Origin of the sequence: Pyramidobacter sp. C12-8 (genome assembly GCF_002007215.1) — a bacterium.
Lineage (GTDB): Bacteria > Synergistota > Synergistia > Synergistales > Dethiosulfovibrionaceae > Pyramidobacter.
Genome location: NZ_MUHX01000024.1, coordinates 1 through 26,911 on the forward strand (window position 1 = coordinate 1; position 26,911 = coordinate 26,911).

The 26,911-nt window shown below is 60.2% G+C and carries 20 protein-coding genes and 2 tRNA genes; 9 read left to right on the forward strand and 13 right to left on the reverse strand.

The window, feature by feature from the left end:
• Window positions 1-276 (reverse strand): helix-turn-helix domain-containing protein (locus tag B0D78_RS09095; protein ID WP_143521727.1); only part of this gene is annotated, 276 nt, incomplete at its 3' end.
• Between the two features lie 200 nt (window positions 277-476).
• Between B0D78_RS09095 and B0D78_RS09100 the strand changes: the two genes are divergently transcribed.
• From B0D78_RS09100 to B0D78_RS09120, 5 genes are all read left to right on the forward strand, one after another.
• A tRNA-Gln gene (locus tag B0D78_RS09100) sits at window positions 477-550 on the forward strand.
• 10 nt (window positions 551-560) lie between these two features.
• Window positions 561-636: transfer RNA gene (locus tag B0D78_RS09105), tRNA-Glu, on the forward strand.
• Window positions 637-859: 223 nt separating this feature from the next.
• The gene (locus B0D78_RS09110; protein WP_078016660.1) at window positions 860-2,062 is read left to right on the forward strand and encodes an alpha/beta hydrolase; all 1,203 of its coding nucleotides are present in this window, start codon (window positions 860-862) and stop codon (window positions 2,060-2,062) included.
• Between the two features lie 216 nt (window positions 2,063-2,278).
• Complete coding sequence (locus B0D78_RS09115; RefSeq protein WP_078016661.1) at window positions 2,279-2,692, forward strand: PH domain-containing protein; 414 nt, start codon at window positions 2,279-2,281, stop codon at window positions 2,690-2,692.
• Window positions 2,693-3,049: 357 nt separating this feature from the next.
• A complete protein-coding gene (locus tag B0D78_RS09120; RefSeq protein WP_078016662.1) occupies window positions 3,050-5,320 on the forward strand; it encodes a hypothetical protein in 2,271 nt (756 codons plus the stop codon).
• A gap of 790 nt (window positions 5,321-6,110) precedes the next feature.
• Here B0D78_RS09120 and B0D78_RS09125 read toward each other — a convergent pair.
• The 5 genes from B0D78_RS09125 to citD all read right to left on the reverse strand — a co-directional run bounded on the left by B0D78_RS09125 (window position 6,111) and on the right by citD (window position 10,506).
• Window positions 6,111-6,614, reverse strand: coding sequence for a LeuD/DmdB family oxidoreductase small subunit (locus B0D78_RS09125; protein WP_078016663.1), 504 nt, complete (start codon window positions 6,612-6,614; stop codon window positions 6,111-6,113).
• 14 nt (window positions 6,615-6,628) lie between these two features.
• Window positions 6,629-7,879 (reverse strand): 3-isopropylmalate dehydratase large subunit, encoded by a 1,251-nt coding sequence (locus B0D78_RS09130; RefSeq protein ID WP_078016664.1) that lies wholly within the window; start codon window positions 7,877-7,879, stop codon window positions 6,629-6,631.
• Window positions 7,880-7,951: 72 nt separating this feature from the next.
• A complete protein-coding gene (citF, locus tag B0D78_RS09135) occupies window positions 7,952-9,361 on the reverse strand; it encodes a citrate lyase subunit alpha (protein ID WP_078016665.1) in 1,410 nt (469 codons plus the stop codon).
• Window positions 9,358-10,236: an HpcH/HpaI aldolase/citrate lyase family protein gene (locus B0D78_RS09140; protein WP_078016666.1), complete on the reverse strand. Its 879-nt coding sequence runs from the start codon at window positions 10,234-10,236 to the stop codon at window positions 9,358-9,360. The genes citF and B0D78_RS09140 overlap by 4 nt, the downstream gene beginning before the upstream one ends.
• Window positions 10,237-10,506 carry a citrate lyase acyl carrier protein gene (gene citD, locus B0D78_RS09145; RefSeq protein ID WP_078016667.1) on the reverse strand — a complete coding sequence of 90 codons (270 nt, stop codon included), beginning with the start codon at window positions 10,504-10,506 and terminating at the stop codon, window positions 10,237-10,239. It abuts the gene before it with no gap.
• 227 nt (window positions 10,507-10,733) lie between these two features.
• On the opposite strand from citD, the gene B0D78_RS09150 reads away from it, so the two are divergent.
• Both B0D78_RS09150 and B0D78_RS09155 read left to right on the forward strand, forming a co-directional pair.
• Window positions 10,734-11,912, forward strand: a complete 1,179-nt coding sequence (locus tag B0D78_RS09150; RefSeq protein WP_078016668.1) for an NAD(P)-dependent malic enzyme — start codon at window positions 10,734-10,736, stop codon at window positions 11,910-11,912.
• A 100-nt stretch (window positions 11,913-12,012) separates the two neighbouring features.
• Window positions 12,013-13,311, forward strand: coding sequence for a 2-hydroxycarboxylate transporter family protein (locus tag B0D78_RS09155; protein WP_120372868.1), 1,299 nt, complete (start codon window positions 12,013-12,015; stop codon window positions 13,309-13,311).
• A 258-nt stretch (window positions 13,312-13,569) separates the two neighbouring features.
• Here B0D78_RS09155 and B0D78_RS09160 read toward each other — a convergent pair whose 3' ends face one another.
• Complete coding sequence (locus B0D78_RS09160; protein ID WP_078016669.1) at window positions 13,570-15,513, reverse strand: TRAP transporter permease; 1,944 nt, start codon at window positions 15,511-15,513, stop codon at window positions 13,570-13,572.
• A 115-nt stretch (window positions 15,514-15,628) separates the two neighbouring features.
• Entirely contained in the window at window positions 15,629-16,576 is a 948-nt protein-coding gene (locus B0D78_RS09165) for a TAXI family TRAP transporter solute-binding subunit (RefSeq protein WP_078016670.1), read from the reverse strand.
• 245 nt (window positions 16,577-16,821) lie between these two features.
• Here B0D78_RS09165 and B0D78_RS09170 point away from each other — a divergent pair, with 245 nt between their 5' ends.
• Window positions 16,822-17,610 (forward strand): IclR family transcriptional regulator, encoded by a 789-nt coding sequence (locus tag B0D78_RS09170; RefSeq protein WP_078016671.1) that lies wholly within the window; start codon window positions 16,822-16,824, stop codon window positions 17,608-17,610.
• A gap of 83 nt (window positions 17,611-17,693) precedes the next feature.
• Here B0D78_RS09170 and B0D78_RS09175 read toward each other — a convergent pair whose 3' ends face one another.
• The 3 genes from B0D78_RS09175 to B0D78_RS09190 form a co-directional block, all read right to left on the reverse strand.
• Window positions 17,694-19,055, reverse strand: coding sequence for an MATE family efflux transporter (locus B0D78_RS09175; RefSeq protein WP_078016672.1), 1,362 nt, complete (start codon window positions 19,053-19,055; stop codon window positions 17,694-17,696).
• Window positions 19,056-19,354: 299 nt separating this feature from the next.
• Window positions 19,355-20,026, reverse strand: coding sequence for a GntR family transcriptional regulator (locus tag B0D78_RS09185; protein ID WP_078016674.1), 672 nt, complete (start codon window positions 20,024-20,026; stop codon window positions 19,355-19,357).
• A gap of 248 nt (window positions 20,027-20,274) precedes the next feature.
• Entirely contained in the window at window positions 20,275-21,474 is a 1,200-nt protein-coding gene (locus tag B0D78_RS09190; protein ID WP_078016675.1) for an FprA family A-type flavoprotein, read from the reverse strand.
• Between the two features lie 232 nt (window positions 21,475-21,706).
• On the opposite strand from B0D78_RS09190, the gene B0D78_RS09195 reads away from it, so the two are divergent.
• The gene (locus tag B0D78_RS09195) at window positions 21,707-23,401 is read left to right on the forward strand and encodes a dipeptidase (protein ID WP_078016676.1); all 1,695 of its coding nucleotides are present in this window, start codon (window positions 21,707-21,709) and stop codon (window positions 23,399-23,401) included.
• A gap of 222 nt (window positions 23,402-23,623) precedes the next feature.
• Here the strand turns inward: B0D78_RS09195 and B0D78_RS09200 are convergent, their stop codons facing one another.
• Complete coding sequence (locus tag B0D78_RS09200; RefSeq protein WP_078016677.1) at window positions 23,624-24,310, reverse strand: response regulator; 687 nt, start codon at window positions 24,308-24,310, stop codon at window positions 23,624-23,626.
• Entirely contained in the window at window positions 24,294-26,282 is a 1,989-nt protein-coding gene (locus tag B0D78_RS09205) for an ATP-binding protein (protein ID WP_168170080.1), read from the reverse strand. Before B0D78_RS09205 ends, B0D78_RS09200 begins: the two co-directional genes overlap by 17 nt.
• Window positions 26,283-26,911 lie beyond the last annotated feature (629 nt).

Here is a 26,911-nt window from a genome sequence, read left to right on the forward strand (position 1 = left end):
AGAGGTGTTACAAAGGGAAGTAACGGAGCAGTCATACCGGTGAAGGCAGCAGTTTGCTGTCCGGCCATAACAGCCTTTGAAGACAGTCTCTGCATGTTTTCTGATCTCTCTGGAGATCGTACTCGGCGACTTCAGAACTGTTGAGGCAATACTTCTGAGAGATTCTCGCCGGTTGAGGGCGCTTTCAATGGCTTTTCTTTCAGCCAGAGTCAAATGTTTGTTCATGATGATGAACTCCTTTCCGAGATCTGTTGTCTCGTAAGAAAGGTCTTTCATCAATTCAGACTAAATGCAAGCTTCTTTTAATTCAGATTTAATGCAACGGGGTACCGGATGTTGGGTTGCATTTACCTTGAAGAATTTCACCTCGGGAACATCTCGGGATTTTCTCGATCAGGGTCTTGCAATTTTTTTTGAGGCATGCTATTATTCCCTTGCTCTGCGGAAGACGCCGAGCTCAATTTAACATGAGGCTTTGGGATATCGTCCAACGGCAGGACATCTGACTCTGGATCAGAGAATTGGGGTTCGAATCCCTGTATCCCAGCCATTTTTTACGCGCTCTCTTCGTCCAGTGGCCCAGGACATCGGGTTCTCAGCCCGGTAACAGGGGTTCGAATCCCCTAGAGAGTGCCATTTTTTTATTCTCGTTCGGAAAACGCAACCAGAGGACGAAAAATATCGAGGCGCTTCACCTTCAACGGGTGAGGCGCCTCGTCTTTTTCATGAAAGAGCCGGCGGCACACGATTTTCCGCCGCGTCTGCTATAATATTTAACAGATAAAAATGAAAAACTCGTCTGTCCGCCTCGGACGGACAGCCGCATGCCGCAAGGGAACGGCCGAAAGGAGAGGAACCCATGAAAAAATACGATGTCGGCGCACCGATCGTTTTCAAAAAGGGCTTTCACGAACTCAACGACGAACCGCACCTCAACTATCAGTTGAACCGCATGATCAGCTGGAGCGGCGGCGATCTGGAGGAGGTGAGACGCGTTTCGCGGCAGATCAGAGACTTCGACGACTGGAAGAAAATCCTCATGGAGCTCGGCGCCCGGGCGCTCGCCGAAGAGCGCATCGGCAATGCCATCGCCTATTACCGGATGGCGGAATTCTACATGGACGGCGGCGATCCCGACGCCCTCGCGTGCTACAACAAAGCCCGCGAGCTGTTTTACGGATATTTTGCGGATTATTTCACGCCAGGTTCCGGCAGCGCGCCCGTCGTCGAGCGTCTGGAAGTTCCCTACGAGGACGTTACGCTGCCGGTCATGCACACAGAACCGGAACGGAAGAAAAAAGGCGTTTTTCTCGTTCATGGCGGCAACGACTCCTATTACGAGGAATTCTTCTTCCCGATGTTGTACCTGCGCGAACGGGGTTACGAAGTCTATCTGTTCGAAGGGCCCGGCCAGGGCGCGGTGACGCGGCTGCGCGGCCTTCCCTTTACCGCCGCGTGGGAAAAGCCGGTGGCGGCGATCACGGCGCGCTTCGATCTGCGCGACGTCGCGATCGTCGGCGTTTCGCTCGGCGGCTATTTCGCGCCGCGGGCCGCCGCGTTCGACAAGCGGATCTCGCGCGTGATCGGCTGGTCGGTCTTCCCCTCGTTCTGGGACGTGTATCGGGCGACGGCCGGAAAAGCGCGCGCCCAAGCGCTCCGCTCCCTCTTGAAAGCGAATATGAAAAGCGTCGTCAACGGACTCTTCCGCCGCAGCGTGAAGAAAGGGGACCTGCACGCGCTGGCGTTGGCAAAAATGCTGCCGCGCTACGGCGCGGCTACGCCGTTCGACCTCGGGCTGGCGCTCGCGGATTACGATCTGGCTCCCGTGGCGGAAAAAATCGATCAGGACGTGCTCATCCTCGGCGCGCAGCACGACATCATGATCCCCTACACGCTGGTCGGCAAGGAGATCGCCATGCTGAAAAACGCGCGTTCGCTCACCTTCCGCCTCTTCACCGACCGCGAAGAGGCCGGCGATCACTGCAGCTGCGGCAATACCCAACTGGCTCTGGACTCGATCTGCCGCTGGATGGACGCTCTGGACGCCAGGGACCGCGGATAAAAAACCGCAGAGCCGGCCGCCGTGCGACGGCCGGCTCTGCGGTTCTGTCTTTTTAAAAGGCCTCGCCGAAATTTCCGCCGTGACGCAAAAATGCGGGGCCTGTTCTCAAATTTCAAAATCGAGGGTATAATCTTGCGAAGGGTTTTCATGCCCTGAACGGAAAATGAATCTTCCTTGCTATCCAACCCAACATTACTTTTCAGGAGGGATTTCTCAATGCCAGTATCGAAAGAAGTCGTCCGGGAGCAACTCCGCAAAATCGGTCCCTATCACAAGTGGTTCACCGGAAAAGAGCGCCGCGCCCTGCCCAAGATCATCGACGAGGGCGAAGTGATCGAATTCCTGACCAGCGGCTACGACGGCAAAAAGAATACCGTGCTCGTCGTGGCGACCAACCGCCGCTTCATGGTGCTCGACTCGGGCATCGTCTACGGCAGCGACGACCGCATTTTCCCCTACGGCAAGATCAATTCCATCCGCGGCGAGCGCGGCATTTTCTTCGGCAAACTCCGCATCAGCACCGCCGGCGTCTCCGGCGACGACGTGGTGATCTCCTGGGTGCGCAAGACCGACATCGCCCGCATGATCTCCACCGTGTCCAAAAACATCGCTCTGGCCAAAGGCGAGTAGTTTTTTCAAAAAATAGCTCAATCACAAATTCTGTGTGATGCAGAATTGCGTTCCAGTTTTTTTGCTGATGTCGAAAATCTTTCGGAACGGGGCATTCAGCATCCGAACAGCCACCCCTTCCCTGCCGCCTGGGCGTTTTGATCTTGTTTAACATAGTTGGCTGGGCGCTGAAGAGCAGCCGCGGCTGCTGCTTCCGGTCGCAGACGCAGGCAAACATGAACGGTTTCGAGTATCAGGCCGACCAGTTCGCATGGCCTGTTCTGATGCCCGAGTGGGTAAGCGGCGAGGTCGAATGGGGAACAACGCCTTGCCGCGCTGTATCCGGAGTTTTCCGAACACGAGGGAGGCGTTTTTATTATGAAAAAACTGAGATTCATAAGTGCTGTATTACTGGCGGTGCTGTTCGGGACATGCGCGTACGCCGAGCTGCAGCTCTCGGTCCAAGGGCCTCGCGGCACATTCCGATACTATGCGAGAGCGGAGGAGGAAGGCCGCACGACGTACTGGGCCCATGCCGTGCAGGTCGCTGAATCTGCGACTGAAAACGGCGTCACCGTTTACCGCGATCCGGACAAAAGGCCTCTGGGAGAGGCCCGGACCGTGGACGGAACGATCGTCTTCTGCGATGCCGCTGGAAAGGAACTTGCGAAGCTCGTCCGGCAGGAAACAAAGGATGTGTACTATTCCGGCGGCAAGGAGATCGGCCAAGCCTATAGGCGTGACGGAAGATTCGTCTTTACCGACGCAGGGGGCAGAGAGATCGGCCAGGCCGGGGAAAGTGACCCGCACATCCGCGCGATCCCCGTCGAGGTGATCGTCCTCGCCGGGGCCGGGGTCACGGCCTCGAGAGATTCGGATATCTGCCTTCCGGTGATCACGGAAGTCGCGGAGGAAGGGGCGGCGCGTACCGCCGGACTGCAGAAATATGACATCATCATCGGTTATCAGGGCGACAAGTGGACCACGTTCAGCTTCATGGGCTATGATCCCGGGGAGTCAGCCAGCCGTGTTACCCCGATCATAGACGGGGCCTCAGAACGCGGAGATCTTGTCATGATCGTCTACCGCCCCGGTCTGCGTGAGGGAATGAGTGAAAATGAGATCGCCCAACTGCGTGAGAAACTGAGGGAAACTAGGGCAGCCCATAAGATAGCCCAAACGGATGACGCCTTTCTTGAGAAAGAATCGGCTCATGGGATGATCTTCGCGAGCGCGCCGATGCCCGAGGGGAAGAAGGGCTTCAGCTGGACGCCGAAAAAAACTGCTGATGGCAGCATGCTCTCCAATAAGGGGACGTACTTGTATTATACGCAGATCGTGAAGATCTACAGTGAATGGCTTGCCTCGGGCAACTCAGGACCGGCGGTCCGCGTTCCCTCATGTCTGCCTCGCGTTACGGATGTTGCTCCGGAGGGGCAGGCTCTGGCCGCTGGCATGCAGGTCGGCGACTTCCTGATCGGTCTGCTCGGAGAGAAAAAGTCATTCTTCGAACATGCGGGGATTTTTTCCGGAAGCACTTATACGAGCGTAGCGCATGAACTTGACGTGAACGAAAATGACACGAACGCTCCCCTTGTTGTCTACCGTCCCGCCAGCGGCGAGAAAAATACCGCGAAGGGGCAGATCCTGAAGCTTTCACCGATGAAGAAGGGCAGAAAAGGGTTTTACTTTGATGTCAGCGATGAGTGTCAGTTCTATAGCCGTGAGGAGTCGTCCGTTTACGTCGCGCAGATCCAGGCGCTCTATGAAAAATGGGTCGCGGAGGGCAACAACGTCTTCGTGCACGGACCGGCGGCTCTGACGCGGTTCACGTATGTCCCTAAGAACAGCGCGGCCTATGCCGCCGGACTTCGCGAGGACGACTTTCTGATCGGATACATGGGGGAAGCAGCGACGGCGATCGAATATGCAAAACTGAGTTCAAGCTCGGACAGCAGGAAAAAAGTCAGGGCTCTGATCGAATCCATGAGCAGCAAACCCGACGCGGTAATGATCGTGTATCGTCCTGCCTCTGATGAGACGGGCGAGGCCCGCGGAAAGATCATCAGGCTCGATCCGATGTCGGCAGGCGATAAGGGGGTTAAATACGCGACCGTTTCCGAGTGCACGTTCTACGCTCACAGTCAGGGGGCTGTCTATGCTCAGCAGATCCAGGCGCTCTATGAAAAATGGCTCGCGGAAAACAACGGCGGCCCGGCAGTACGAAATGAAGTCCCTAAGTCCCGTCCGAAGGGCTCTGCTTCTCTGACTGTGATCTGGAATATCGACAAGGAAGGCACCGCCTACGCGGCCGGACTGCGTCGGGATGATTTTCTGATCGGGTACGAGGGTGAGCCGGTGACCGCGCTCGGGTACGCAAAACTGTCCGGCGCGGAACCTCAGAAAAAAGTCAAGGCATGGAACGAATCTATGCGTGACAAGCCGGACACTGTCATGATCGTTTACCGCCCCGAACCGGGCGAAAAGGGCGAAGCAAAAGGAAAGATCATCAGGCTTGATCCAATGCCGGCAGGCGATAAGGGGTTCAAGTACCGTACCGGTTCCTCGTCTACGTTCTACTCACGTGACCAGGGGGCCGCTTATGCTGCTGACATTCAGGCGCTCTACGATGCCTGGAAGTCCAAATAGAACGCGGGCCTAACCGTCTTCTGTAAAGCGGCCGAAGGTCTGATATGCTGACGGTCACCGGGTCTTTCGTGGCAGCTGACCGCGGCCGTAGATGTTTTGACGCGCATCGTCGCCCCGCATTCTGGGCGGACAGGCTCTTCAGGAGAGATATCAAGCGCACCGTGACAGCAAAATACGGTTTTACCAGAGACGGCGTTATGCACAGTAGCTGCTGTGTTATGAAAGCCATACAGACAGCAAGTATTTTTCAGAAAACCGGCTGTTCCCTCTGAAATGAGGTGTCTGTCAACCTTGGAGCGTCTATGCTGCATAGCAAGGATCTCCTTATGCGCGTGATATGGCATCCGGCAGGATGATACTTAAACATAGGAAATATCCTTAACTATTCAGCTGAAAGGTGCCGTATGTCGCTGCAACTGATAACTGGCGATCGCACAGAAAAAAAATAATTGCCCCCAAAACAGGAGACCGTCTCAAAAGCCAATTGAGGCGGTCTCTTTGCTATTCCTCGATGGACTCTATCCAGCACTAATACTATTTCTCAATTAAAATGCCGAATGCAGAGGCGCTGCGGAGGAGATTCACAAAGCGAGCTGCGCAGACCGCGCAGCGATCGAGGGAGTCCTGAGCGACTGAACTCCTCCGCAGCCCCCGGGAAATTATGTTAATACTTTCTATCAAGAATTAGTATAAAGCACTGCGTATGAGTGGAGCGAAGTGATGCCATTTATCTTTCAAAGGCAGTGCTGTAATTTTGAGACAGCTTCTTTTGTGTCCGCTCATCCCCGCTTCAATGTCGGCCGTACCGGGCTTTCAGCAGCGGTTTGATGCCGCCGGCTTCGAGGATCGTCAAAGCGTAATCGCCGACGGGCTCGCAGGGCAGCTCTTCGCCGCTGGTTTCGTTTTTCAGCAGCGAACGGGACAAGTCGAGCGTGAGTCGGTCGCCGTCCCTGACTTTTTTCGAAACTCCGGGGCAGGCCACGAGCGGGATGCCGAGGTTGACGCCGTTGCGGAAGAAGATGCGCGCGAAGGACTCGGCAACGACGGCGCCGACGCCCACGGCCTTGAGGGTGACGGCGGCATGCTCGCGCGAGGAGCCGCAGCCGAAGTTCGTGCCGGCAACGATCAGGCCGCCGGGCCGGAAGCTGGCCGCAAAATCGGGATCGACGCCGGCCATGGCGTGGCGCTTCACGTCGTCGGGATTGGTTTCCGAAAGGAAGCGCCCGGGATAGATCTGGTCGGTGTCGATGTTGCTGCCGAAGACGCGGGCGCGGCCGGAAATGATTTTTTCCATGGGATGCCTCCTGCTCACAGGAATTCGGCGGGATCGACGATCTCGCCGGCGACCGCCGCGGCCGCTACGGCGGCGGGAGAACCGAGGTAGATGCGCGCCTCGGCGCTGCCCATGCGGCCGGGAAAGTTGCGGCTCGAAGAGCTGATGCAGTTTTCGCCTCCCGCGAGCATGCCCTCGTGCGTGCCGAGGCAGGCGGCGCAGCCGGGCGTGACGAACGTGGCGCCGGCTTCGACGAGCGTCTCCATGACGCCGCTTCTGACGGCTTCAAGCAGCACTTTGCGGCTGGCCGGCACGACGACGAAGCGCGTGCCGCGCGACACTTTCCGCCCCTTGACGACGCGCGCGGCAATTTCCAGATCCTCGAAGCGGCCGCCGGTGCAGGTGCCGAGGAAAGCCTGCTGGATCTTCACGCCGGCACAGTGCGAAACGGGATGCACGTTGTCGACGCTGTCCGGCTCGGCGATCTGCGGTTCGAACGCGCCGACGTCGAAACGGTGCACGGCGGAATAACGGTAATCGGAATCGGTCTCATACACCGTGTAGTCGTCGATACCAAGGCGCCTCATGTGCGCGAAGGTGACTTCGTCCGGCTGGATCCACGCCGTCTTGGCGCCGATCTCGGTGGTCATGTTGCACAGCGTCAGGCGTTCGCACAGCGGCATACGGCGCACGGCCTCGCCGCAGAACTCGATCACCTTGTAGACGCCGTAATCCGCTCCCAGCGCGCCGATGACGTGCAGGATCGCGTCCTTGGCGAAGACTCCCTGGCGCGGCTCGCCGTCGAGGACGATTTTGACCACTTCGGGCACGCGGAACCACAGCCGCCCGGAGATCAGGATCGCGGCCATGTCGGTGGCGCCGACGCCGGTGCCGAACGCTCCCAGCGCGCCGTGAGTGGTAGTGTGCGAGTCGGTGATCACCATCAGGCGGCCGGGGCGCGAAAAGCCCTTGTCCACGCAGATCTGGTGGCAGACGCCCTCGTTCACGTCCATGAGATTGGCGATGCGCTGCGCCTCGCAGAACTCTCGGAACTGTTTCTGGTTGTCGGCCTGCTGGATCGACGAAGCCGGCGCGTAGTGGTCGAGAAACATCACCACGTTCTGCGGCGAATGGACGGCGACGCCGCCAATCTCGAAAAACGAGCGCACGGTCTGCAGATACAGATCGTTGATCCCGGCCACGTCGACCGTGCAGTTGACGATCTCGCCCGCTGCGACGGACGCGCGTCCGGCGTGGGCGGCGAGGATTTTTTCCGTTGCGTGCATTGCAGCATCTCCCCCCTGCGATGTCTGTGACAATGCGGGCCGTCCCGGTCAAAAGGATCGCCCCGCGCGAAATTATTTCACGTTCTTGATGCTGTCGATCTGAGTTCCGTCGCGGTATATGACCTTCGCCACCTCGCGGGTCCCGCGCGCGGGGCGGTTGGGCACGCCGGTCAGCTTCTCGGCCATGGCTTTGAGGTCGTGGATGTCCACGATCGTGACGCCCGCTTCGGCCAGACGACCGCGCAGGGCCGCGCGGGCCGGATTGACGGCCACGCCCTTCTGGGTGACGAGCACGTCGACCGTGCGGCCGGGAGTGGAAATCGTGGTGACGCGGTCGGTGACGATGGGCAGGCGGGCGCGGATCAGCGGCGCGACGACGATGCACAGTTTCGCCCCGGCGGCGACGTCGCTGTGGCCGCCGCTGCCGCCCATGATGAAACCGTTGGAATCGGTGTGCACGTTGACGTTGAAGTCGGTGTCGATCTCCGTCGCGCCGAGGATGGCCGCGTCGAGGCTGTCGACGCAGCAGGACTTGGACGTAGGCGAGGCGTAGCGCGTCGCCGAAATTTCCACGTGACGCGGATCGTCGCGGATCGAGGCCACGGCGCCGAGGTCGAAGCACTGCACGTCCATGATGGAGCGGAAGCAGCCGGCGTTCAGCATATCGACGATGGCGCTGGTGATGCCGCCGAGGGCGTAGCCGCCCTGAATTTTTTCAGCCAGCATCACGTCTTTGAGGAACGTGGCGGCAGCCAGCGAAGCTCCGCCCGCGCCCGTCTGGAAGGAAAACCCGTCTTTAAGCAGGCCGGAGGCGCGGATCACGTCGACGGTAGTGCGCGCCATGGCGAGAGCGACGGGATCGCGGGTGATGCGCGTGGTGCCGGAAACGATGCCCCGCGGATCGCCGATGCTGTCCACGGGGACGACGCTGTCGACCCACTGCTCCTGGATCAGCGCGTCCTCGAGCGGGTACGGGACAAGGTTGTCGGTGACGACGATCGTATGCCGGGCGCAGCGCGCGTCGGCTTCGGCGTAGCCGAGGGAGCCGCAGGCGCTTTTGCCACGTTTGCCCGTGGCGTTGCCCATGGGATCGGCCGCGGGCGCGGCCACGAACGCCACGTCGATCGGCGTGACGCCGTTTTCGATGGCGCTCGGGCGGCCGCCGTGCGATCGGAAGACGACCGGCTCCTTCATGCCGCCCTCGGAGATGAAGCGACCGACCTTGGCGCCCATGTAGTTGGTCTCGATGCGGCTGACGAGACCGCTTTTGACGTGATCGATAATGGAGCTCTGCACGTCGAACACGGAGCTGCTGTTGAGCGTCAGACCGCGGTAGCCCATGGCGGCCAGTTCGGCCAGGACCATGTTCATCACGCCGTCGCCGTTGCGCAGGTGATGATGGAACGAGATCCTCATGCCGTCTTTCAGCCCGGAGCGGAGGACGGCGTCTTTCAGAGTGGCGACGACTTTGCTGTCTTTCATTCTTCGCGTCCTCCTTTGGCGATGGCTTCGGCCATGGCGATGGTCTGCTCGGCGCGCGCGACGATCGGCTTGTCGATCATCTTGCCGTACAGCGAGACGGCGCCGCGCCCCTGCTCCTTGGCCTGGCGGATGGCGGCGAGCACTTCGCGGGCGTAGTCGATCTCCTTCTGTGTCGGGCTGAACGCCTCGTTGACGGCGCGCACGTGGCGCGGCGAGATCACGGCCTTGCCGCTGAATCCCATGCTGCGCGCGAACCGCGCGTCCCTGGCGGCGCCTTCGTCGTCGTTGACGTCGGTGAACGGCGTGTCGTAGACGTCGATCCCGGCGGCGCGGGCGGCCGAAACCATGCGGCTGCGCGCGTAGAAGATCTCCGTTCCTTCCTTGGTGCGGGGGCAGCGCAGGTCGGCGGTCAGGTCTTCGGCGCCGAGGAAGATCGCCGCCACGCGCGGCGAAGCCGAAGCGACGGCGTAGGCGTTTTCCAGCCCGCGCGCCGTCTCGATCAGCGGGATCAGCTTCACGGTCCCGGCGGGAAGTCCGTGTCGTTTTTCCACTTCGGCCATGTAGGCGTCGAGCGTCGCGACGTCTTCCGCGCCGCCGACTTTGGCGGGCATGATCAAGTCGGGACGCAGCGGCACGATCTCGTCGAGGTCGGCCTGCCAGTACGGCGTGTCGAGCGAGTTGATGCGCACGGTCAGTTCGACGTTTTCGAAGCCGAGCGCTTCGATGGCGTTGCGCACGAGGATGCGGGCGGCGTCTTTCTGGTCCGGCGCGACGGCATCCTCGAGGTCGAGGATGACGTTGTCGGCGCCGAGCGCGTCGCCGTTGACGATGATGTTGGGCGTGTTGCCCGGCAGGAACAGCATGGAACGGCGCATTTACTTTTCCTCCTCCGCCGCGCGTTTGATCGCGGTCTCCACGCGGGCGCGGATCGTGCAGTCAAGCGCGCCGCGATCGACGACGCGCAGCGACGCGTTTTCCACCGCGAACTCCTTCAGCACCTCGCGCACGGTCTTCTCGATCGAAGCGCCGAACTGCGCCGTCACGACCGATTCCAGTTCGACGGCAACGCCGCGCCCCGGTTCGATCTCCACCAGCGCATCGCTCGATTCCAGCGTGCCGGCAACGGCTTTTCTCCTGATCTCCAAACGGCATCCCTCCCTGTCAAAAAAACGAAGCGGCCCTTCTTCAGCGCCGACGGATCATCCGAATCGTTTTTATTCTAGCACGGGCGCTCCGTCTGTAAACGATGTTTTTCGTCAGTCGTTGAGAAACAAAAATACGGCATTTCCGAAGAGTTTCGTGTATAATAGAAAAAATTATAACGTTTTGTTTACAGCAGTCTATGCTCCACATTCAAAAGGAGGAGTTCTCAATGGCAGAAAAAACGATTTACGAAATCGCGCTGGAGCGCCACAAGGAAACCGTGGGCAAGTTCGCCATGGTCAGCAAGATGCCCGTCACCAACATGCAGGAACTGGCCGTGGCCTACACGCCCGGCGTCGCCGAACCGTGCCGCGTCATCAACAAAAAGCCGGAAGAAGTTTACACTTACACGTCCAAGAGCAACGTCGTCGCCGTCGTCAGCGACGGCAGCGCCGTGCTCGGTCTCGGCAACATCGGCGCCAAGGCCGCCATCCCCGTGATGGAAGGCAAGTGCTGTCTCTTCAAGAACTTCGCGGGCATCGACGCGATCCCCATCTGCATCGAGACGCAGGACACCGAAGAGATCATCGGCATCGTCAAGAACATCACCGCCACGCTCGGCGGCATCAACCTGGAAGACATCGCCGCGCCGCGCTGTTTCGAGATCGAGGACCGTCTCAAGGCCGTCTGCGACATCCCCGTCTTCCACGACGACCAGCACGGCACCGCCGTGATCCTGCTCAGCGCCGTGATCAACGCGCTCAAAGTCGTGGGCAAGAAGATCGGCGACGTGAAGATCATCCTCAACGGCGCCGGAGCGGCCGGCACGGCCATCAGCAAGATGCTGACGCTGGCCGGGGCGAAGAACATCGTCGCCCTCGACAGCAAGGGGGCTCTGTCCGACGACATGGAGCTCGCCCCCGCCAAGCTCGCGCTCGCCAAGATCACCAATCCGAATCACGAAAAAGGCCAGCTGGCCGACGTGATCAAAGGTGCCGACATCTTCCTCGGCACCTCCGTCGGCGGCGCGCTCAAGGCAGAGATGGTCAAGACCATGGCGCCGAAGGCGATCATCTTCGCCATGGCCAACCCCGTGCCGGAGATCTTCCCCGACGAAGCCAAGGCCGCCGGCGCGATGGTCGTCGGCACCGGGCGCTCGGATTTTCCCAACCAGGTCAACAACTGCCTCGGCTTCCCCGGCATCTTCCGCGGCGCGCTCGACTGCCGCGCCACGCAGATCAACGACGAAATGCAGCTGGCCGCCGCCTATGCGCTGGCCGCGCTGATCCCCGACGAAGAACTGACGCCCGACCATATCATCGCCGACTCGTTCGACAAGCGCGTCGTGCCTGCGGTGGCGAAAGCCGTGGCCGACGCCGCCCGCAAGACCGGCGTGGCGCGGCTGTAAAAACTTTTCCATCCCCTATGGTTGTACCGGCGCGGCGTCGCTCGGGCCGAGCCGACGTCGCGCCGCGAAAAATTTTCCGTTCTGAGGAGGAATTCCACAAATGTCTGAAGAAAGCAAAAGCCTCAGGCTGTTCAACATGCCCTGGCAGATCTTCGCCGTCTTCGCGGCCATCGTCCTTGTGGCGACGTATATGGGCGTGCTGCCCAAAGGCATGATCGGCGCCTTTCCGTTCATGATCGTCGTCGGCGCCGTTCTCAACGAGATCGGCAACCGTTGCCCGATCGTCAACACCTACCTCGGCGGCGGCGCCATCGTCATCATTTTCGGCATGGCGACACTCTGTTATTATCATCTCATTCCCGACGCGACCGTCAAGATCGTCACGAACTTCATGAAAGGCGAAGGCTTCCTCGACTTCTACATCGCCGCGCTGATCTGCGGCTCGATCCTCGGCATGAACCGCGATCTGCTGATCCGCGCCGCGATCCGCTATCTGCCCGCCATCGTCGGCGGCGTCGCCGTAGCGATCGGCCTGGCCGGGCTGGTCGGCGAACTGACCGGTTACGGCGCCAAGCAGGCCATCCTTTACATCGCCGTGCCGATCATGGGCGGCGGCATGGGCGCCGGCGCGGTGCCGCTGTCGAAGATCTTCGGCGAGACGCTGGCGCAGAAACCCGAAGACATCATCAACATCATGATCCCCGCCGTCGCCCTCGGCAACGCCATGGCCATCGTCGCCGGCGGGCTGCTCAGCAAACTCGGCAAGTCGTTCCCCTGCCTCACCGGCAACGGCGATCTGCTCATCACCAAGGGCGCCGACGACGCCATTCAAGCCGACGAAGAATTTCTCAAAAAGCGCGATGCCATCAGCCTGACGGTCATGGGCGTCGGCCTGCTGCTGGCGACGGCATTCTTCGCCTGGGGACGCATCGTCGCGTTCTTCATTCCCAAGATCCACAGCTACGCCTGGATGATCATCTCCGTCGCCGTCGTCAAGGCGCTGGGGATTCTTCCCCAGTATTACGAGATCTGCTGCTACCAGTGGTTCCAGTTCGTCATGAAGAACCTCACGGCCGTCCTGCTCGCCGGCATCGGCGTGGCTTACACCGACCTCGGCCAGATCATTTCCGCCTTCTCCGGCCAGTACCTGTTGCTCGTCGGCGTGACGGTGTTCGGTGCCATCATCGGTTCAGGCCTCGTCGGTCGCCTCGTCGGCTTTTATCCCGTTGAGTCGGCCATCACCGCCGGGCTCTGCATGGCCAATATGGGCGGCACGGGCGACGTGGCCGTCCTTTCCGCGGCCCATCGCATGGAACTGATGCCCTTCGCGCAGATCTCCTCCCGCATCGGCGGCGCCTTCATGCTGATCCTCGCCAGCGTGCTGCTGCAGATCATTTAATGCGTAGAGTAGTGAAAGCGGAGAAAATTAAACAAAAGATGCCATCAAGTCACAAAGGGAAACGAATGAAATAACAAGCCCCCCTGACAGCCCAGTTGCCATCAGGGGGGCGTTTGTAATGTTCCACGTGGAACATTTTCGATCAATGAAGATCCATCAGTTTTTTCGCGTTTTATACCGCGCACCAATTCCTTTCGGATGCTATGCCACGTTTTCAACGAGGCTGTGAGCCGACCGCGAGTGACAATTTTTACCGTCTCAGACCGAGGCGTTCGGACTCGTTCTGCCCCTAGTCGCCAGCCAAAGGAGAACGAGGGCCGCCAGGCCCACCGCGTCGCTCAGAGTGCCGGGATAAAGCAGAGCCAGGGAGCCGACCAGCGCCAGAAGGCGTTCATACCAGCGCAGCGGCGCCATGAAAAAGTTCTCGGTGAAGCAGGACAGCAGGAACACGCCCACTACGGCGGAAATCATCGCCTGGAACGTGACGAACCAGTTCGTGACGTTGGTCAGCAGGATCTCGGGAGCCAGCACGAAGATGAACGGCACGATAAAACCCGGCAGAGCCAGCTTGACGCCGGTAAAAGCCGTCCGGTTGGGATCGGCGTTGGCCAGGCCGGCAGCCGTGTAGGCGCCCACGCAGACCGGCGGCGTCACCGACGAGAGGACGGCGTAAAAAAACACGAACATATGCGCGTCCAAACCTCTTACGCCGAGCAGAGTCAAGGCGGGGGCCGCCACAGCGCTGGCCATGACGTAGCTCGCCGTCGTCGGCATGCCCATGCCGAGCAGCGTCGCGATCAGCAGCGTCACGCACATGGTCAGGACCAAATGTCCCCGCGTCAGCGCCAGCACGGCATCGCCGATGCGCAGGGCCACGCCCGTGGCGCCCATCATGCCGATGACGTTGCCGACGATGATGCAGGCCATGGCGACCGAAAGGGCGCCCAGCGAACCGTCTTTCAGCGTGTTGACGAACGTCGTCAGGTCCATGCGGTCGGATTTCTTCACGAAGCTCAGCAGCACGCAGCAGCCGATGCCCCAGCAGCCGGAATAGAGCGGATTGTACCCCTTGACCAGGAAGTAGACGATCACGAACAGAGGGATCGCTTTGTAGCCGCTCTTGACCAGGACTTCTCCGGCCCGGGGGAGCGTCTCCTTCGGCAGCCCTTTCAGGCCGAGGCGCGAAGCCTCGAGGCTGAGCGAACACCAGATGCCCCAGAAGTACAGCAGAGCGGGAACGATCGCGCAGAGCAGAACCTGAGTGTAGGGAATGTTCAGCGTATCGGCGATGATGAACGCTGCGGCTCCCATGACGGGAGGCATGATCTGCCCGCCGGTGGAGGCGGCCGCTTCGACGGCGCCGGCAAAGTGCGGTTCGTAGCCGATGCTTTTCATCAGAGGGATCGTGAAGGCGCCCGTCGTCGCCACGTTGGCCGACGTGCTGCCGCTGATCGTGCCCATCAGAGCGCTGGAGAGCACGGAGATCTTGGCGGGGCCGCCCTTCAGATGCCCTGTCAAGGCCATGGAAATGTCGTTGAAGAAATCCGACGTCTTCGTGGACGTCAAAAAGGCGCCGAAGAGCACGAACAGGTAAATGTACGTGGCCGAAACGCCCGTCACCAAACCGAAGAGGCCGTCCGTCGTCAGATAGAGCTCTTCGATGATGCGCGGGACCGACAGGCCGAAGTGTTGAATGGGGCCGGGCATCGAGCGCCCGAAGTAGGCAAACAGCAAAAACAGGAAGCAGAAGATCGGCAGCGGCCAGCCAAGCACGCGCCGCCCAGCGATAAACACCAGCGCGGTGAAGACGCCGCCAAGCCAGAGCTCGTAGCTGTAAACTTCACCGGCGCGAGTGGCGATGCTTTCATACGCGAAGAACACGTAAAGAGCGCAGGCGCCCGACGCGATCGCAAAGATCCAGTCAAGAGCCGTGGCGCGGTCGCGCGGCGATCTTTTCGCGGCCGGGTAAAGCAGGAAAATCATGGGAAGAATGAAAGCGACGTGAAAACTGCGCTGCTGCATCGTCGGCAGCACGCCGAAAAAGGCGGTGTAAAGCTGAAAGACCGCCAACGCGACGGCCAGGACCGTGATCAGCGTACCCATCGCTCCCGTGAAGGTACGGCGTTTGCCCGTTTTTTTCTGAAGCTGCCGAGCCTGAACGTTGGCGTCGGCAACGCTCTGGGCTGAAATGCGCGTCGTCATCGAGAAAAATCCCCCTCGTCTCAAAAACACATATTTTATAAAAGGCCAAGGACCGTGCAAAAACAGGGAGAGCCGGCAGGACTCTCCCTGTTCGATTTTCGCCGCGAGATCGTCTTTACTTAATCAGACCGATCTCCTTGTAATACTTGAGCGCGCCGGGATGGATCTCCATGGCGCAGCCGTCGAGGGCATGCTCGCGGCCGAAGTTGGAGAAATACGCGGGAAGACGCTTTTTCAACTCCTCCTGCCCCTCGAACATGGCCTTGACCGTCTTGTACACGACGTCCTCGCTCACTTTTTCGTCGGACAGCAGCACGCCAATGGCCGCGATCGTGTTGACGTCGTCGGGATGCTTGTCGTAAGTGCCGCCGGGGATGGTCGCAAGAGCAAAATAAGGATGCTCCTTGACGATCTGCTGACGCTTGTCCTCGTCGATGGACAAAAGGCGCACGCCGCCGGTGATCATGTCGGTGACCTGAGCGTTGGGCGCGGTCGTGGTCCAAAAGTTGCCCTGAACCTCGCCGGTCTTCAGGGCTTCGGCGCTCTCGGTCTTGCCGTAACGGTTGATCGTCACGTCTTCGTCCTTGATGCCGTAGGCGTTCAGAATAATGCGGCTATACGTCTCGATCCCCTGCCCGATGGCGCCGTAATCGATGCGTTTGCCGCGGAAATCGGCGACGCTCTTCATGTCTTCGCCGCTGACCAGGACATGACACGGCATCGGATAGATGGCGGCGACGAAACGGATGCTCTTCACGGGCGCCTTGAAGGGGCCGGAGCCGTTCAAAGCCTCGTCGACCGTGGCGGACTGACACATGCCGAACTCCATATCGCCTTTCGCCAAGCCGTTGACGTTCTTTGTGGAACCGCCGGTCACCGCCGTATAGTTGACGCCGTTCTTGGCCGCGTTGCCGATCTGGGCAATCGTGTTGCCGATCAGATAGAATCCGCCGCCTACGCTGCTCGTACCGATGCGGGCGAAGTCAACCGCAAAACCGGCCGCTGCCGTCATTCCCAAGAACGCTGCTGCCGCGCAAACGCTTTTCACTGTCTTACGAATCATAACTGCTGCCTCCTCCTCAATGTTCTGACATTTTCTTAAGCAAACGAGCACTGCATTTTACATGATGAAAGCAACTTTTACTAAGCGAACCCAATTATGAAACACCTTTTCCCCTTTGTCAATGAGCAAATAATGTTTCTTTGTTACACACTGACTTCCATATTATGAAATAAAATGATAAAATTTTTGTAGCGCCAGTGAGTTCTTGAGAGTCTAGACTTTCACTCAAAAAACGAGGGGGAAAAATGTCTGCAAAATCAGTCAACGGAGTTTCATCGATAAGAAAATGTCTGTCAGTGCTCGACTGCTTTTCCGAGGATGCCCCACAGCTCTCGCTGACCGCCGTCACGAAAAAAACCGGTTTTTCCATGCCCACCACGCTGCGAGTTCTTGCGGCGCTGTGCGAGGAAGGCTTTCTTGAGCGCGACGCCAATCGTCTCTACCGCGTGAGCTGGAAGGCCTACCGCCTGGGCAAACTCTTTCAGGCGCACGACTCCATCAAAAATGCCGTGCTGCCGGTCATGCGGCGGCTGCGCGACGTATTCGGCGAAACGGTCAGTCTCTATTACAAACATGACATCTGGCGCGTCTGCGTCGAACAAGCGGTCAGCCTTCACGAGCTGAAGCGCATTTCTCATCCCGGCTCCTACTATCCGCTCTGGGCCGGCGCCACCGCAAAGATCTTTCTCGGCTTCATGACGTCCGACGAGATTCGACGCGTGTACGCGGAGGCTCCGCAGGATCGGAAGGAACGCTGGGCTCAGTTCCTCGGCGAAGTCGCCGAGGCGCGGCAGCGTGGTTACGCCGTCAGTCTGGCCGAACGCGAGGAAGGCACGTCGTCCATCGCCTGCCCGCTCTTCGACTTTATGGGCAAGCTGACGGCCTGCCTGTGTATCTCCGGCCCCAGCTTCCGTTTCACCGACGAGATCAAGGCGAAAGCAGCTCCCGTTATCGTCAGGGAATGCCGTGAACTTTCCCGTTCCTTCGGCGCGCCCGATTCGGCCTTCGGGACGCGCTCCCAAGCCCGGGGCTGACGCCGGGAGCGCCATTTCCGTCTCCATACAGTACGGGGCGGCAGCTTTTGGAATGAATTCAAAAGCTGCCGCCCCGTACTGCGTCATTTTTCGGTACGAAGCGAGGCCATCGCTTCATACCGACGGCGCTTCGCCAGGTAATAGCCGAGCGTCAGCGCCGCGGTAGCCGCCCAGGCAAGCGGATAGCCGACATAGACGTGGATGATGCGGTGATCCAGCGCCAGCGCTACCGCCAGATAGAGCTGGCGCAGCACGACCATACCGATCAGCGAAAGGATCATGGGAACGCGCGTGTCGCCGTAGCCGCGCAGCGTGCCCAAGCAGACTTCGCGCAGGGCCATGAAACCGTAAAACGGCAGCATCACGTGCATCATGTCGATGCCGGCCGCTACGACGGCGGGCGCGTCGTTGAACAGTCTGATGCAGTACGGAGCGGCGGCGAAGAGCACGGCGCTAACGGTAAAGCAGTACGTCAGGGACAACAGCAGGCAGCTTTTGAAGCCGTGCTTGACGCGCTCGACCTTGCGGGCGCCGACGTTCTGGCTCACGAAAGTGGTTTGTGCCATGCCGAAACCTTTGCAGGGCAGCGCCACGAAGCGGTCGATCCGCTGCGTGGCCCCCAGTCCAGCCATCGCCGCCGCGTCGAAGCCGCTGATGTAGCGCCACACGAACAAGTTCGAGAAGGAGATCAGGCAGTTCTGCATTCCCGCCGGCATGCCGATCGAGATCACACGGCGCAGGATTTCCCGTTCGCGGGACAGTTCGCCGAAGGCGAGCCGGAAACTGCCGTCGTGCTTTTTCAGCCGGAAGGAGACGATGAACACCGCTACCATCTGCGAGACCACGGTCGCTGCGCTGACGCCGGCGACGCCCCAGCCCCAGACCACGACGAAGAGCAGATCGAGAACGATGTTGAGAGCGCAGACCAGCACGAGGACGTTGAACGGGCCGCGCGAATCGCCGACGGCGCGCAGCAGGCCGGCCGCCACGTTGTAGACGACGGTGAAGAGAATCCCGGCCAGATAGATGCGCAGATAGACGACGGCATCGCCGTAAACTTCCGCCGGCACGGAGATCAGGCCAAGCAATCCCGGCGCGGCGAAGATGCCGACGCCTGAGAGGATCAGTCCGAGCGCGGCCGCAAAGGCAAAGGCGGTGCGCATGGCGGCGCCGAGACGTTCGCGTTCGCCGCCGCCGAAATACCGGGCCGCGATCACCGAGGCGCCGATGGACATGCCGTTGAAAAATCCCACCACCATCTGCGAAACGGCCGAGCACACGCTGACGGCCGCCAGCGCCTTATCGCCGACGAAATTGCCGACGACCATCGAATCCACCGTGTTATAAAGGTTCTGGAGCATTTCCGCCAGAACGATGGGCACCGCAAAGGCGACGATCTTTCCGATGATGCTGCCCCGAGTGAAGTCTACCGTCCGCCCCGCCACGATTCATCCCCCATTTCCCGATCGTCGCCAAGATTTTTTCACTTTAGATTCGTTCGCGCGGTTTGTCGATCGACCGAAAAACAAAAGCTCCTTCCGCAGGAATCCACTCGGAAGGAGCGACCGACAGCGCCGGAAAAACATCTCTCATTCGTGACTCAAACAACGAATGCCCGCCAAGCTCTCCGGGGGAGAGCATCGACGCGAGCTGCGCAGGCCGCGCAGCGGTCGAGATGCTCCCGAGCGGCTGGACGCCCACGGAGAGCGGCATCTCAGTTGTCGTTCCCTATCGAGGATCGGCGTCACTGATCGGGGCGGTAAGCTTTGTCCAGCATGTAGCTTTCAATGCGGTTTTCTCCCAGCGCCGCCAAATCGCCGCTTCTCAGGTTTTTCACGATGTTGGTGTGGAACGTGAGGATGCTTTCCAGATCCTCGAGGCCGACGTTGTGGATCATGTACTGGAACAGGCGCGAATAGGTCTTCTTCAGGAGCTCGGAAGTCCAGGACAGTCCCGAGATCCCGTGGATATAGAAGTGGAAGCGGCATTCCAGATCGAAGAAATCCAGCTGTCCCTCCTGAAGGTTTTTCTCGAAGGCCGCGCGGATATCACGGTAATCGTCGATGCACTTCATCAGATACCGGTAATGTTCGTCGTTCAGCAGATGGTTTTTCACGATCCGAGAATAGACTTTCGACTCGAGCAGTACGCGCACATCGTAGATCTCCCCCACGTCGGCATTGGTGTACTGCAGCACCAGGGCGCCGCGCCGCGGCAGAGTTTTGACGATGCCGTAGGACTCGAGGATCTTCAGCGCCTCGCGCACCGGAGAGCGGCTTACCTTGAGCTCTTCGGCCACGTCGTTCTCGCGGATGAACGAGCCGGGCTGGAAGCGTTTTCTCACCAACAGCTGGCGGTGCAAATAACGCGTCACTTCCTCGGTAACGGACTGGGGAATTGCGGACTGATACGACATTTTATCATCTCCTCGGAGAAAACAATTTCACGGCAAAATTTTTTCTCGCGGCACAGAACGGCTCTTTCAAGAGATCGCGTCTTTCGCGTAAAGCGCCTTCAATGAACGGGAAGAACGGCGACCCCAGCCTCGATAAAGCGCCTGGCAATGACAAAGAAACTCGGGACGAAGCCGTCATCCTGCGGAGGCTTCGTCCCGAGTTCTGCGCTCTCCTGCCGGACGGTGGAACGCGTAAAATCTTGCCGACGTTATTCTGCGCGAATCCGACGCGCCATCTCCGCGCCCACCTCGCGCAGGGCGGCTTCGTCGGCTTCGGTAGGGCAGCTTTTCACTTCCACGACCTTCTCGATCAGATCCCAGCCGGGCTTGGCGGCCAGCGCCTGCAGCGGCTTGAGCTCGGTGCCCTTGCTCCACGAATAGCAGCCGGCGACGGCGAGCACGCGGCCGCTGAGCTTGCAGTTGTCGATCTTTTCCACCACGGGCATCATGGCCGGGAACATGCCCATGTTGTAGCAGCAGCTCAGCAGCGCCAAGCCGCGGCTACGCCACGCGTCGCGGATGATCCAGCTCAGGTCGGCCGTGCCGGCGTCGTAGACTTTGACGTCCGTCACGCCGCCGCCGCACAGGCCGTCGGCGACGCACTCGGCCATGCGGGCGGTGTTGCCGTACATGGAACCGTAGACGATCACGGCGCTCTGCGTCGTCTCCTGGCGGCTCATGCCGTCGTAAAGGCGGACGATTTTTTCCACGCCTTCGCCGCGGTGGACGGGGCCGTGGGACGGGCAGATCATCTTGATCGGCAGCGCCGCGGCTTTCTTGAGGGCGGCCTGCACGTTGACGCTGAAGCGCCCCACGATGGTGGCGTAATAGCGGCGCGCCTCGCCGGTATAAACGTGCATGTCCAGCTCGTCGCCGAAGATGCCGCCGTTGAGCGCGCCGTAGCTGCCGAACGCGTCGCAGGTGAAGGCGATGCCGCTGGAGTTCTCGAAGGAGATCATCGTCTCGGGCCAGTGCACCATGGGGATCGTCGCGAAAGTGAGGCTGCGGGCGCCCAGCGTCAGAGTTTCGCCGTCCTTCACTTCTTTCGCGTTCACGGACGGGCCGTAGAACTGACCGATGAAGGCAAGCGCCTGCTTGTCGGCGACGACGGCGATGTTGGGGTACACCTGGCGCAGCATGCGGATGGCGCTGGAATGGTCGGGTTCGACGTGGTTGACGATCAGATAGTCCACGGGACGGGCGCCGATGATGCTCTGGATGCGCTCGAGATATTCGCCGAAGAACTCGGCCTTGACGCCGTCGATCAGCGCCACCTTTTCGTCGTCGATCAGATAGGAATTGTAGGAGACGCCGTAGGGCAGCGACCACAGATTTTCAAAGAGCGGCGTCTTGCGGTCGTTGACGCCGACCCACCAGATTTTGTCCGAGACAGAAATCGCCTTCAACATGAAAAAAAACCTCCCGGTCCAGAGTGTACTTTGACGCGCCGTGGGCACGAAACGATGGATATATGAAAACTATATCATTATACGATCCGGAGTCGGGACATGCAAGGCGGGCGAAAGCCCTTGCTCCCCGCGCCCGCCGCGGACGGCCCAAAAATTTTTCCGCAAAAAAAACGGCGGGAGGTTATAATGATCGGCAGGACACGATCACATTTTTGCAAGGAGGTTTTTCGCGATGTTTTTCTCCGTTCTTCTCGTCCTTCTGACGCTGGGCGCGTTGCTGGCGTCCGCCTCCGCGGCGCGGGGCTGCACGACCATGGGAGCGGGACGCCAAGCCACCGCCGACGGTTCGGTGCTGGTCACTCACAGCTGCGACGGCTGGTACGACCAGCGCCTTCGCGTGATCCGCGGCGGCGACCACGCGCCCGGCGAGACGGTCGACATTTACAACGTCATGTGCCACGCCAACCACCCCGCCGAGCCGCTGCGCAAAGTCGGACAGGTGCCTCAGGCGGCGCGCACGTACACCTACTTCCAGATCGCCTACCCGTTCATGAATGAACGTCAGGTCATCATCGGCGAGTTCACCTGGACGGGCCGGCCAGAGCTGGCGTCGCCGCAGGGCATCTTCTACATCGAAAATCTCGAGGCGCTGGCGCTGGCCCGCTGCGCCACCGCGCGCGACGCCGTGCGCCTGATGGGACAGTTCGCCGAACAATACGGCTACGCCGACGGCGGCGAAACGCTGGTCGTCGGCGACCCCAACGAAGCCTGGGTCTTCGAGATCGTCGGCGCCGGAACGGACTGGGAGCCGGGTTGCGGACGTCCCGGCGCGCACTGGGCGGCGCGGCGCATCCCCGACGACGGCTTTTTCGTGGGCGCCAACCGCTCGCGCCTCGGCGTCATCGAACTGGCCGAGAGCGACGCGCTCATGCTCGGCTCGGAGCTGACCGCGTACCCGGAAAAACAGGGCTGGTGGAAGCGGGGCGAGCCGTTCGACTTCTCCGGGATCTTCAATCCCGAACCGTACGGCTACGCCTTTTACGCCTCGCGCCGCGAGTGGCGCGCGCTGAACCTCGTCGCGCCGTCGCAGCAGTTCCCCGTCGTCACCTGCCGCGAAGCCTATCCGTTCAGCGTCGTTCCCGACAAGAAGCTGACCGTGCGGGATCTGATGGACGTTTACAGCGACCATCTCGAAGGCACCGAATACGACCTCACCAAGGGGCTGGCGGCCGGCCCCTTCGGCTGCCCCGTGCGCTGGTTCACGCCCGCCGCGAGCCGTCCCGAAGGGCGCAAAACCGACGACTGGGAGCGCTCCATCGCCATCTACCGCTGCGCGTACAGTTTCGTGGCGCAGTGCCGCGGCTGGCTGCCCGATCCCGTGGGCGGCGTGCTGTGGTTCGGGCTGGGTTCTCCCGATACGACCGTCTACGTGCCGGTCTACTGCGGCGCGCTGGACGTACCCGCGCCGTGGAGCGAGGGCAAGAGCCACGTCTTCGACCGCGGCTGCGCCTGGTGGGCGTTTACGCTGGTCAACAACTGGGCCTGTCTGAGATGGGACGCCATGTACAGGGACATCCGCGCCCGCCGCGCCCGGTACGAAGAGCGTTTCTTCGCCGCGCAGACGGGTTTCGAGAACGAGATCGCCGACCTCTGCTCCCGCGGCCGCGAAGAAGAAGCCGCCCGGCGCGTTACCGAACACACCTGCGCGCAGATGGACGAGCTGTGCGAGGGGTGGTGGAGCTTCGCCTTCGAGCTGATCGGAAAGTACCACGACGGCGGCGTGATGACGCCTCAGGGCGCGATGACGACGCCCGGCTATCCTGCCGAGTGGCTGGAACGGGTCGATTTCGGCGCGACGTCGGAACGCGACCTGAAAAAACTGGGCGGCCAAAAGCTCAGCGGCTCGTTCTCGGGCATTTCGCTGTAAAGAAACAAGACAAGACGACACAATGGGGGGAGGGCGAGCAGCCGGATAAAATCCAGCCGTTCGCCCTCCCCCATTTTCGACGGAAAACGCCTGATTTCTTTTTCTCGTCGTCGCGCCGTCCCGGCATCTTTCGGGATCCAACACGGAATGTTCCACGTGGAACATCAAAAATCGGGAAATGAGACAAAAAACTTTCGCGTCACGGCGACGTCACCGCGATTTTCATTTCCTCAGCGCGTAACGGTTCGTGGGACGGCCGACTTTCTGATATTCCAGCTCCAGCGTCGCCTCGCCGGCGGCGACCAGATATTCCAGATAGCGGCGCGCCGTGATGCGCGAGATCTTGAGGGCCTGCGCCGTCTCAACGGAAGACAGCGGCGAGGCGGCGTGCCCGAGGAGGTTCTTCACCTGCTGCAGCGTCTGCGGGTTCAGCCCCTTGGGCAGATCGTTGGCGGCCGTATCCTTCTGCTGGACTTGAAGCAGTTTGTCCAGCTCCTTCTGATCGATCTGGTCGGCGCCGCGGTTGAGACGGTTTTCCAGCTGCTGGAACGAACGCAGCGACGTCTGGATGCGCTCGAAGACGAAGGGCTTGATCACGTAATCGAAAGCCCCCGCCTTGAGCACGGCGTTGATCGTGTTGGTGTCGCGCGACGCCGACACAACGATGACGCCGACGGTACGGTTCATCTCGCGGATCCTCTGCAGCGTGGCCACGCCGTCCATGCCCGGCAAAAAGACGTCCAGGATCACGAGGCGGACGGGATGCCGCTGCAAAAACTCCAGCGCGTCCTTGCCGCTGGAGACCACTCCCGCGACGATAAATCCCGGGACGGCGCCGATAAACTGGCGATGGATCGCCGCCACCATCGGATCGTCTTCGACAATGAGCACATCAATAGCTTCCGGCATCAGAGAGCTCCTCCTGTTTCTTCGGAAGAGGGATCGTCACGGTGAAATCCGTGTACTCCCCCTCCGCAAAATCCACTGAAATGTCGCCGCCAAGCGACGTTACGATATTGCTGATCGTATAAAGTCCAAAGCCCGAAGGGCGGCCTCTTTTCTTGGTGCTGAACCCCTTGTCGAAAAGCCGTTCCGCGATGCGGGCGTTCATCAGCCCGGCGTTGTCGCGCACGCTCAGGAAGATGTAGCCCGATTCGTCGTACATGGAAAAACGGATCTCGGAACGTTCGTCGACGCCCTTTTCCTGAAGCGCTTCCACCGCGTTCTGCATCAGATTGCCGACGACGATCACCAGCGACCGCTCGCTGATCTCGGCGCTGTGATCGGCGCAGGAGCTGTCGGCTTCGAGAACAAAATTGATGCCCTGCTCGCGGCACAGTCCGGCTTTGCCCATCAGCACGCCGCAGACGGCGGCGTTTTTGATCCGCTCCGTCATGAACGAATGCGCCGACTGGCTCGAATCGGTCTCCGCGGCGATGTAGGCCACCGCCTTGTCGTACTGTCCCAGCTGGATCAGGCCGGAAATGGCCTGGAGCGTGTTCATGAACTCGTGATTGTGGATGCGCAGCGACTCCACGTACATCTTCACGCCCGTCATCTCCTCCGCCATGGCCTGCAGCTCGGAAAGGTCGCGCAGCGTGACGATGGCGCCGTAGCAGCGGCCGCTGATAAACACCGGCACTTTGTTGCACGACACCAGCGCCTCGCGCAGGTTCTGCTCGAGATTGTACACGGGCTGACAGTCGTCGATCACCCTGCGGATGTCGAGCCCGGGGATCAGTTCGTCGGCGATCTTGCCGACGTCGCTGTCCTTCAGGTCCAGCAGCAGCTTGGCGATGCGGTTCAGCATCGTGATCCGCCCCGCGGGATCGACGGCCAGGATCCCGTCGCAGACGAAATCGAGGATCCGGTCGCGCTCGTTGGAAGCGATGCGGATCTTTCGCTTCAGTTCGTGGTTCCAGAAGAGGATCGCGCCGACGAACAACAAAACGACACAGCCCGCCTGCACGAGAATCCGCGGACTGAGCAGGAATTCATCGTATTGCCCCAGCCATTTGTTCATCACGGCGTTATAGCGCCCGTCGAGCTTCATTTCCGCCAGCGCATGTCCGATCTTGAGCGTCATCGCCACGTCGCCGTGCAGCACCACCAGACCGCGCTCGTAGGATTGCAGCGGCAGCTTGCGCGCGTCGATGGCATAGCGGTAACGCCGCGTCTGCTCCAGCTGATAGCGCCCCTGAAACGTCTCGCAGACAAAGGCGTCGCACATGCCCGCCGCCAGGATGCGCAGCCCGTCGGCTGCGGACGGACAGTGCATGATCTCTTTTTTGAAGCCCAGATTCGTCAAAAATTTTTCTTCCGGCGCGCCGGCAACGACGCAGATCCTTTTTCCGCGCAGCTCGTTCAGCCCGTCGGTCCGTCCGCTCGGCAGGAATACGGTCGACGATTCCCACAGGAACGGCAGGGCGAAGCACAGCGAATCCCGCTCCGCCTCGGGAAAGCCCTCGAGGATCCGCGCCACGTTCTCGGCCATGCCGGGATCGATCGGGTCGAGATTGCGCACGGCAAGATACCCGAATCGTTCCTGCTCGGGATCGACCGGGTAGAGCGAACCGAGCACGATCTCCGGCTGGATCTGGTACATGGAGTTTCTCACGTCCCCCGCGCCGCGCGGCGAAAGGAGAAAGCGCATCTTCTCCTTCTGAGCGATCAGCTCGAGCAGATCGACGTACACGCCCCGCATTGTGCCGCGAGAGTCGATCTGAAGATACGGAGGCTGCGTCTCCATACAGAGCACGCGTATTGTCCGCCCTTCGCCCGCGCCGATCACCATGTCGGGCACCGCTTCAACCCCAGCGGCGGTTTTTCCGCTCCACAGGATCTGCATCAGACAAAAGAGCGGCAGAGTCGTTCGCAACACCGCACGGAAAATTCTCGTCATCTCAGCACCGTCACTCGTTCGGATGATCGATATTGTCATCTTGCGAATCCGCGCAAAAAGACAAAGATCTTGTTTGTTAATAATAACACATACCGAATAAAAAGAGGAGCCTTATGCAAAATGGGGTCAAACATCAGAGAGTAAAGAAGGCGATGCCGTTCGGCAAAAGCAATGAATTCGGATTTCTCCATGGAATCACAACGACGTCCGCAGCGTCGACGGTGTTTCTCGTAGCTTTTCTGGGTTTCAGCTTTGCATCTTGTTTTGTCCCCTTGTACAACCTCGTTTGATCTCATCGCGCACCGCGTTGGGGACGCAGTTGAGCTCTTTGACTCTTTGAATGACCGACCACCCGTCTTTGGGACGTCCCTAAATTGGTATCCGGCCAGCGTAAGTCAGATGTTTTCCCTTTCGGCGTCCTTCTGTGGTAGAATTGCCTCACAGCAGCATCCTCCGTGGCGGTGTCGATTGGCGCTTATTTAGGGGGCTTGTTTTACTTCTTACCCTCCCAGATGTTCAACTTCACTTTGCAATGAGCCATCACGAGTATCCGTGTGGTGTAGATTCAGGACAAAGCCGGCCGCGCTGCTGAGTCGCCGGTGCGATCA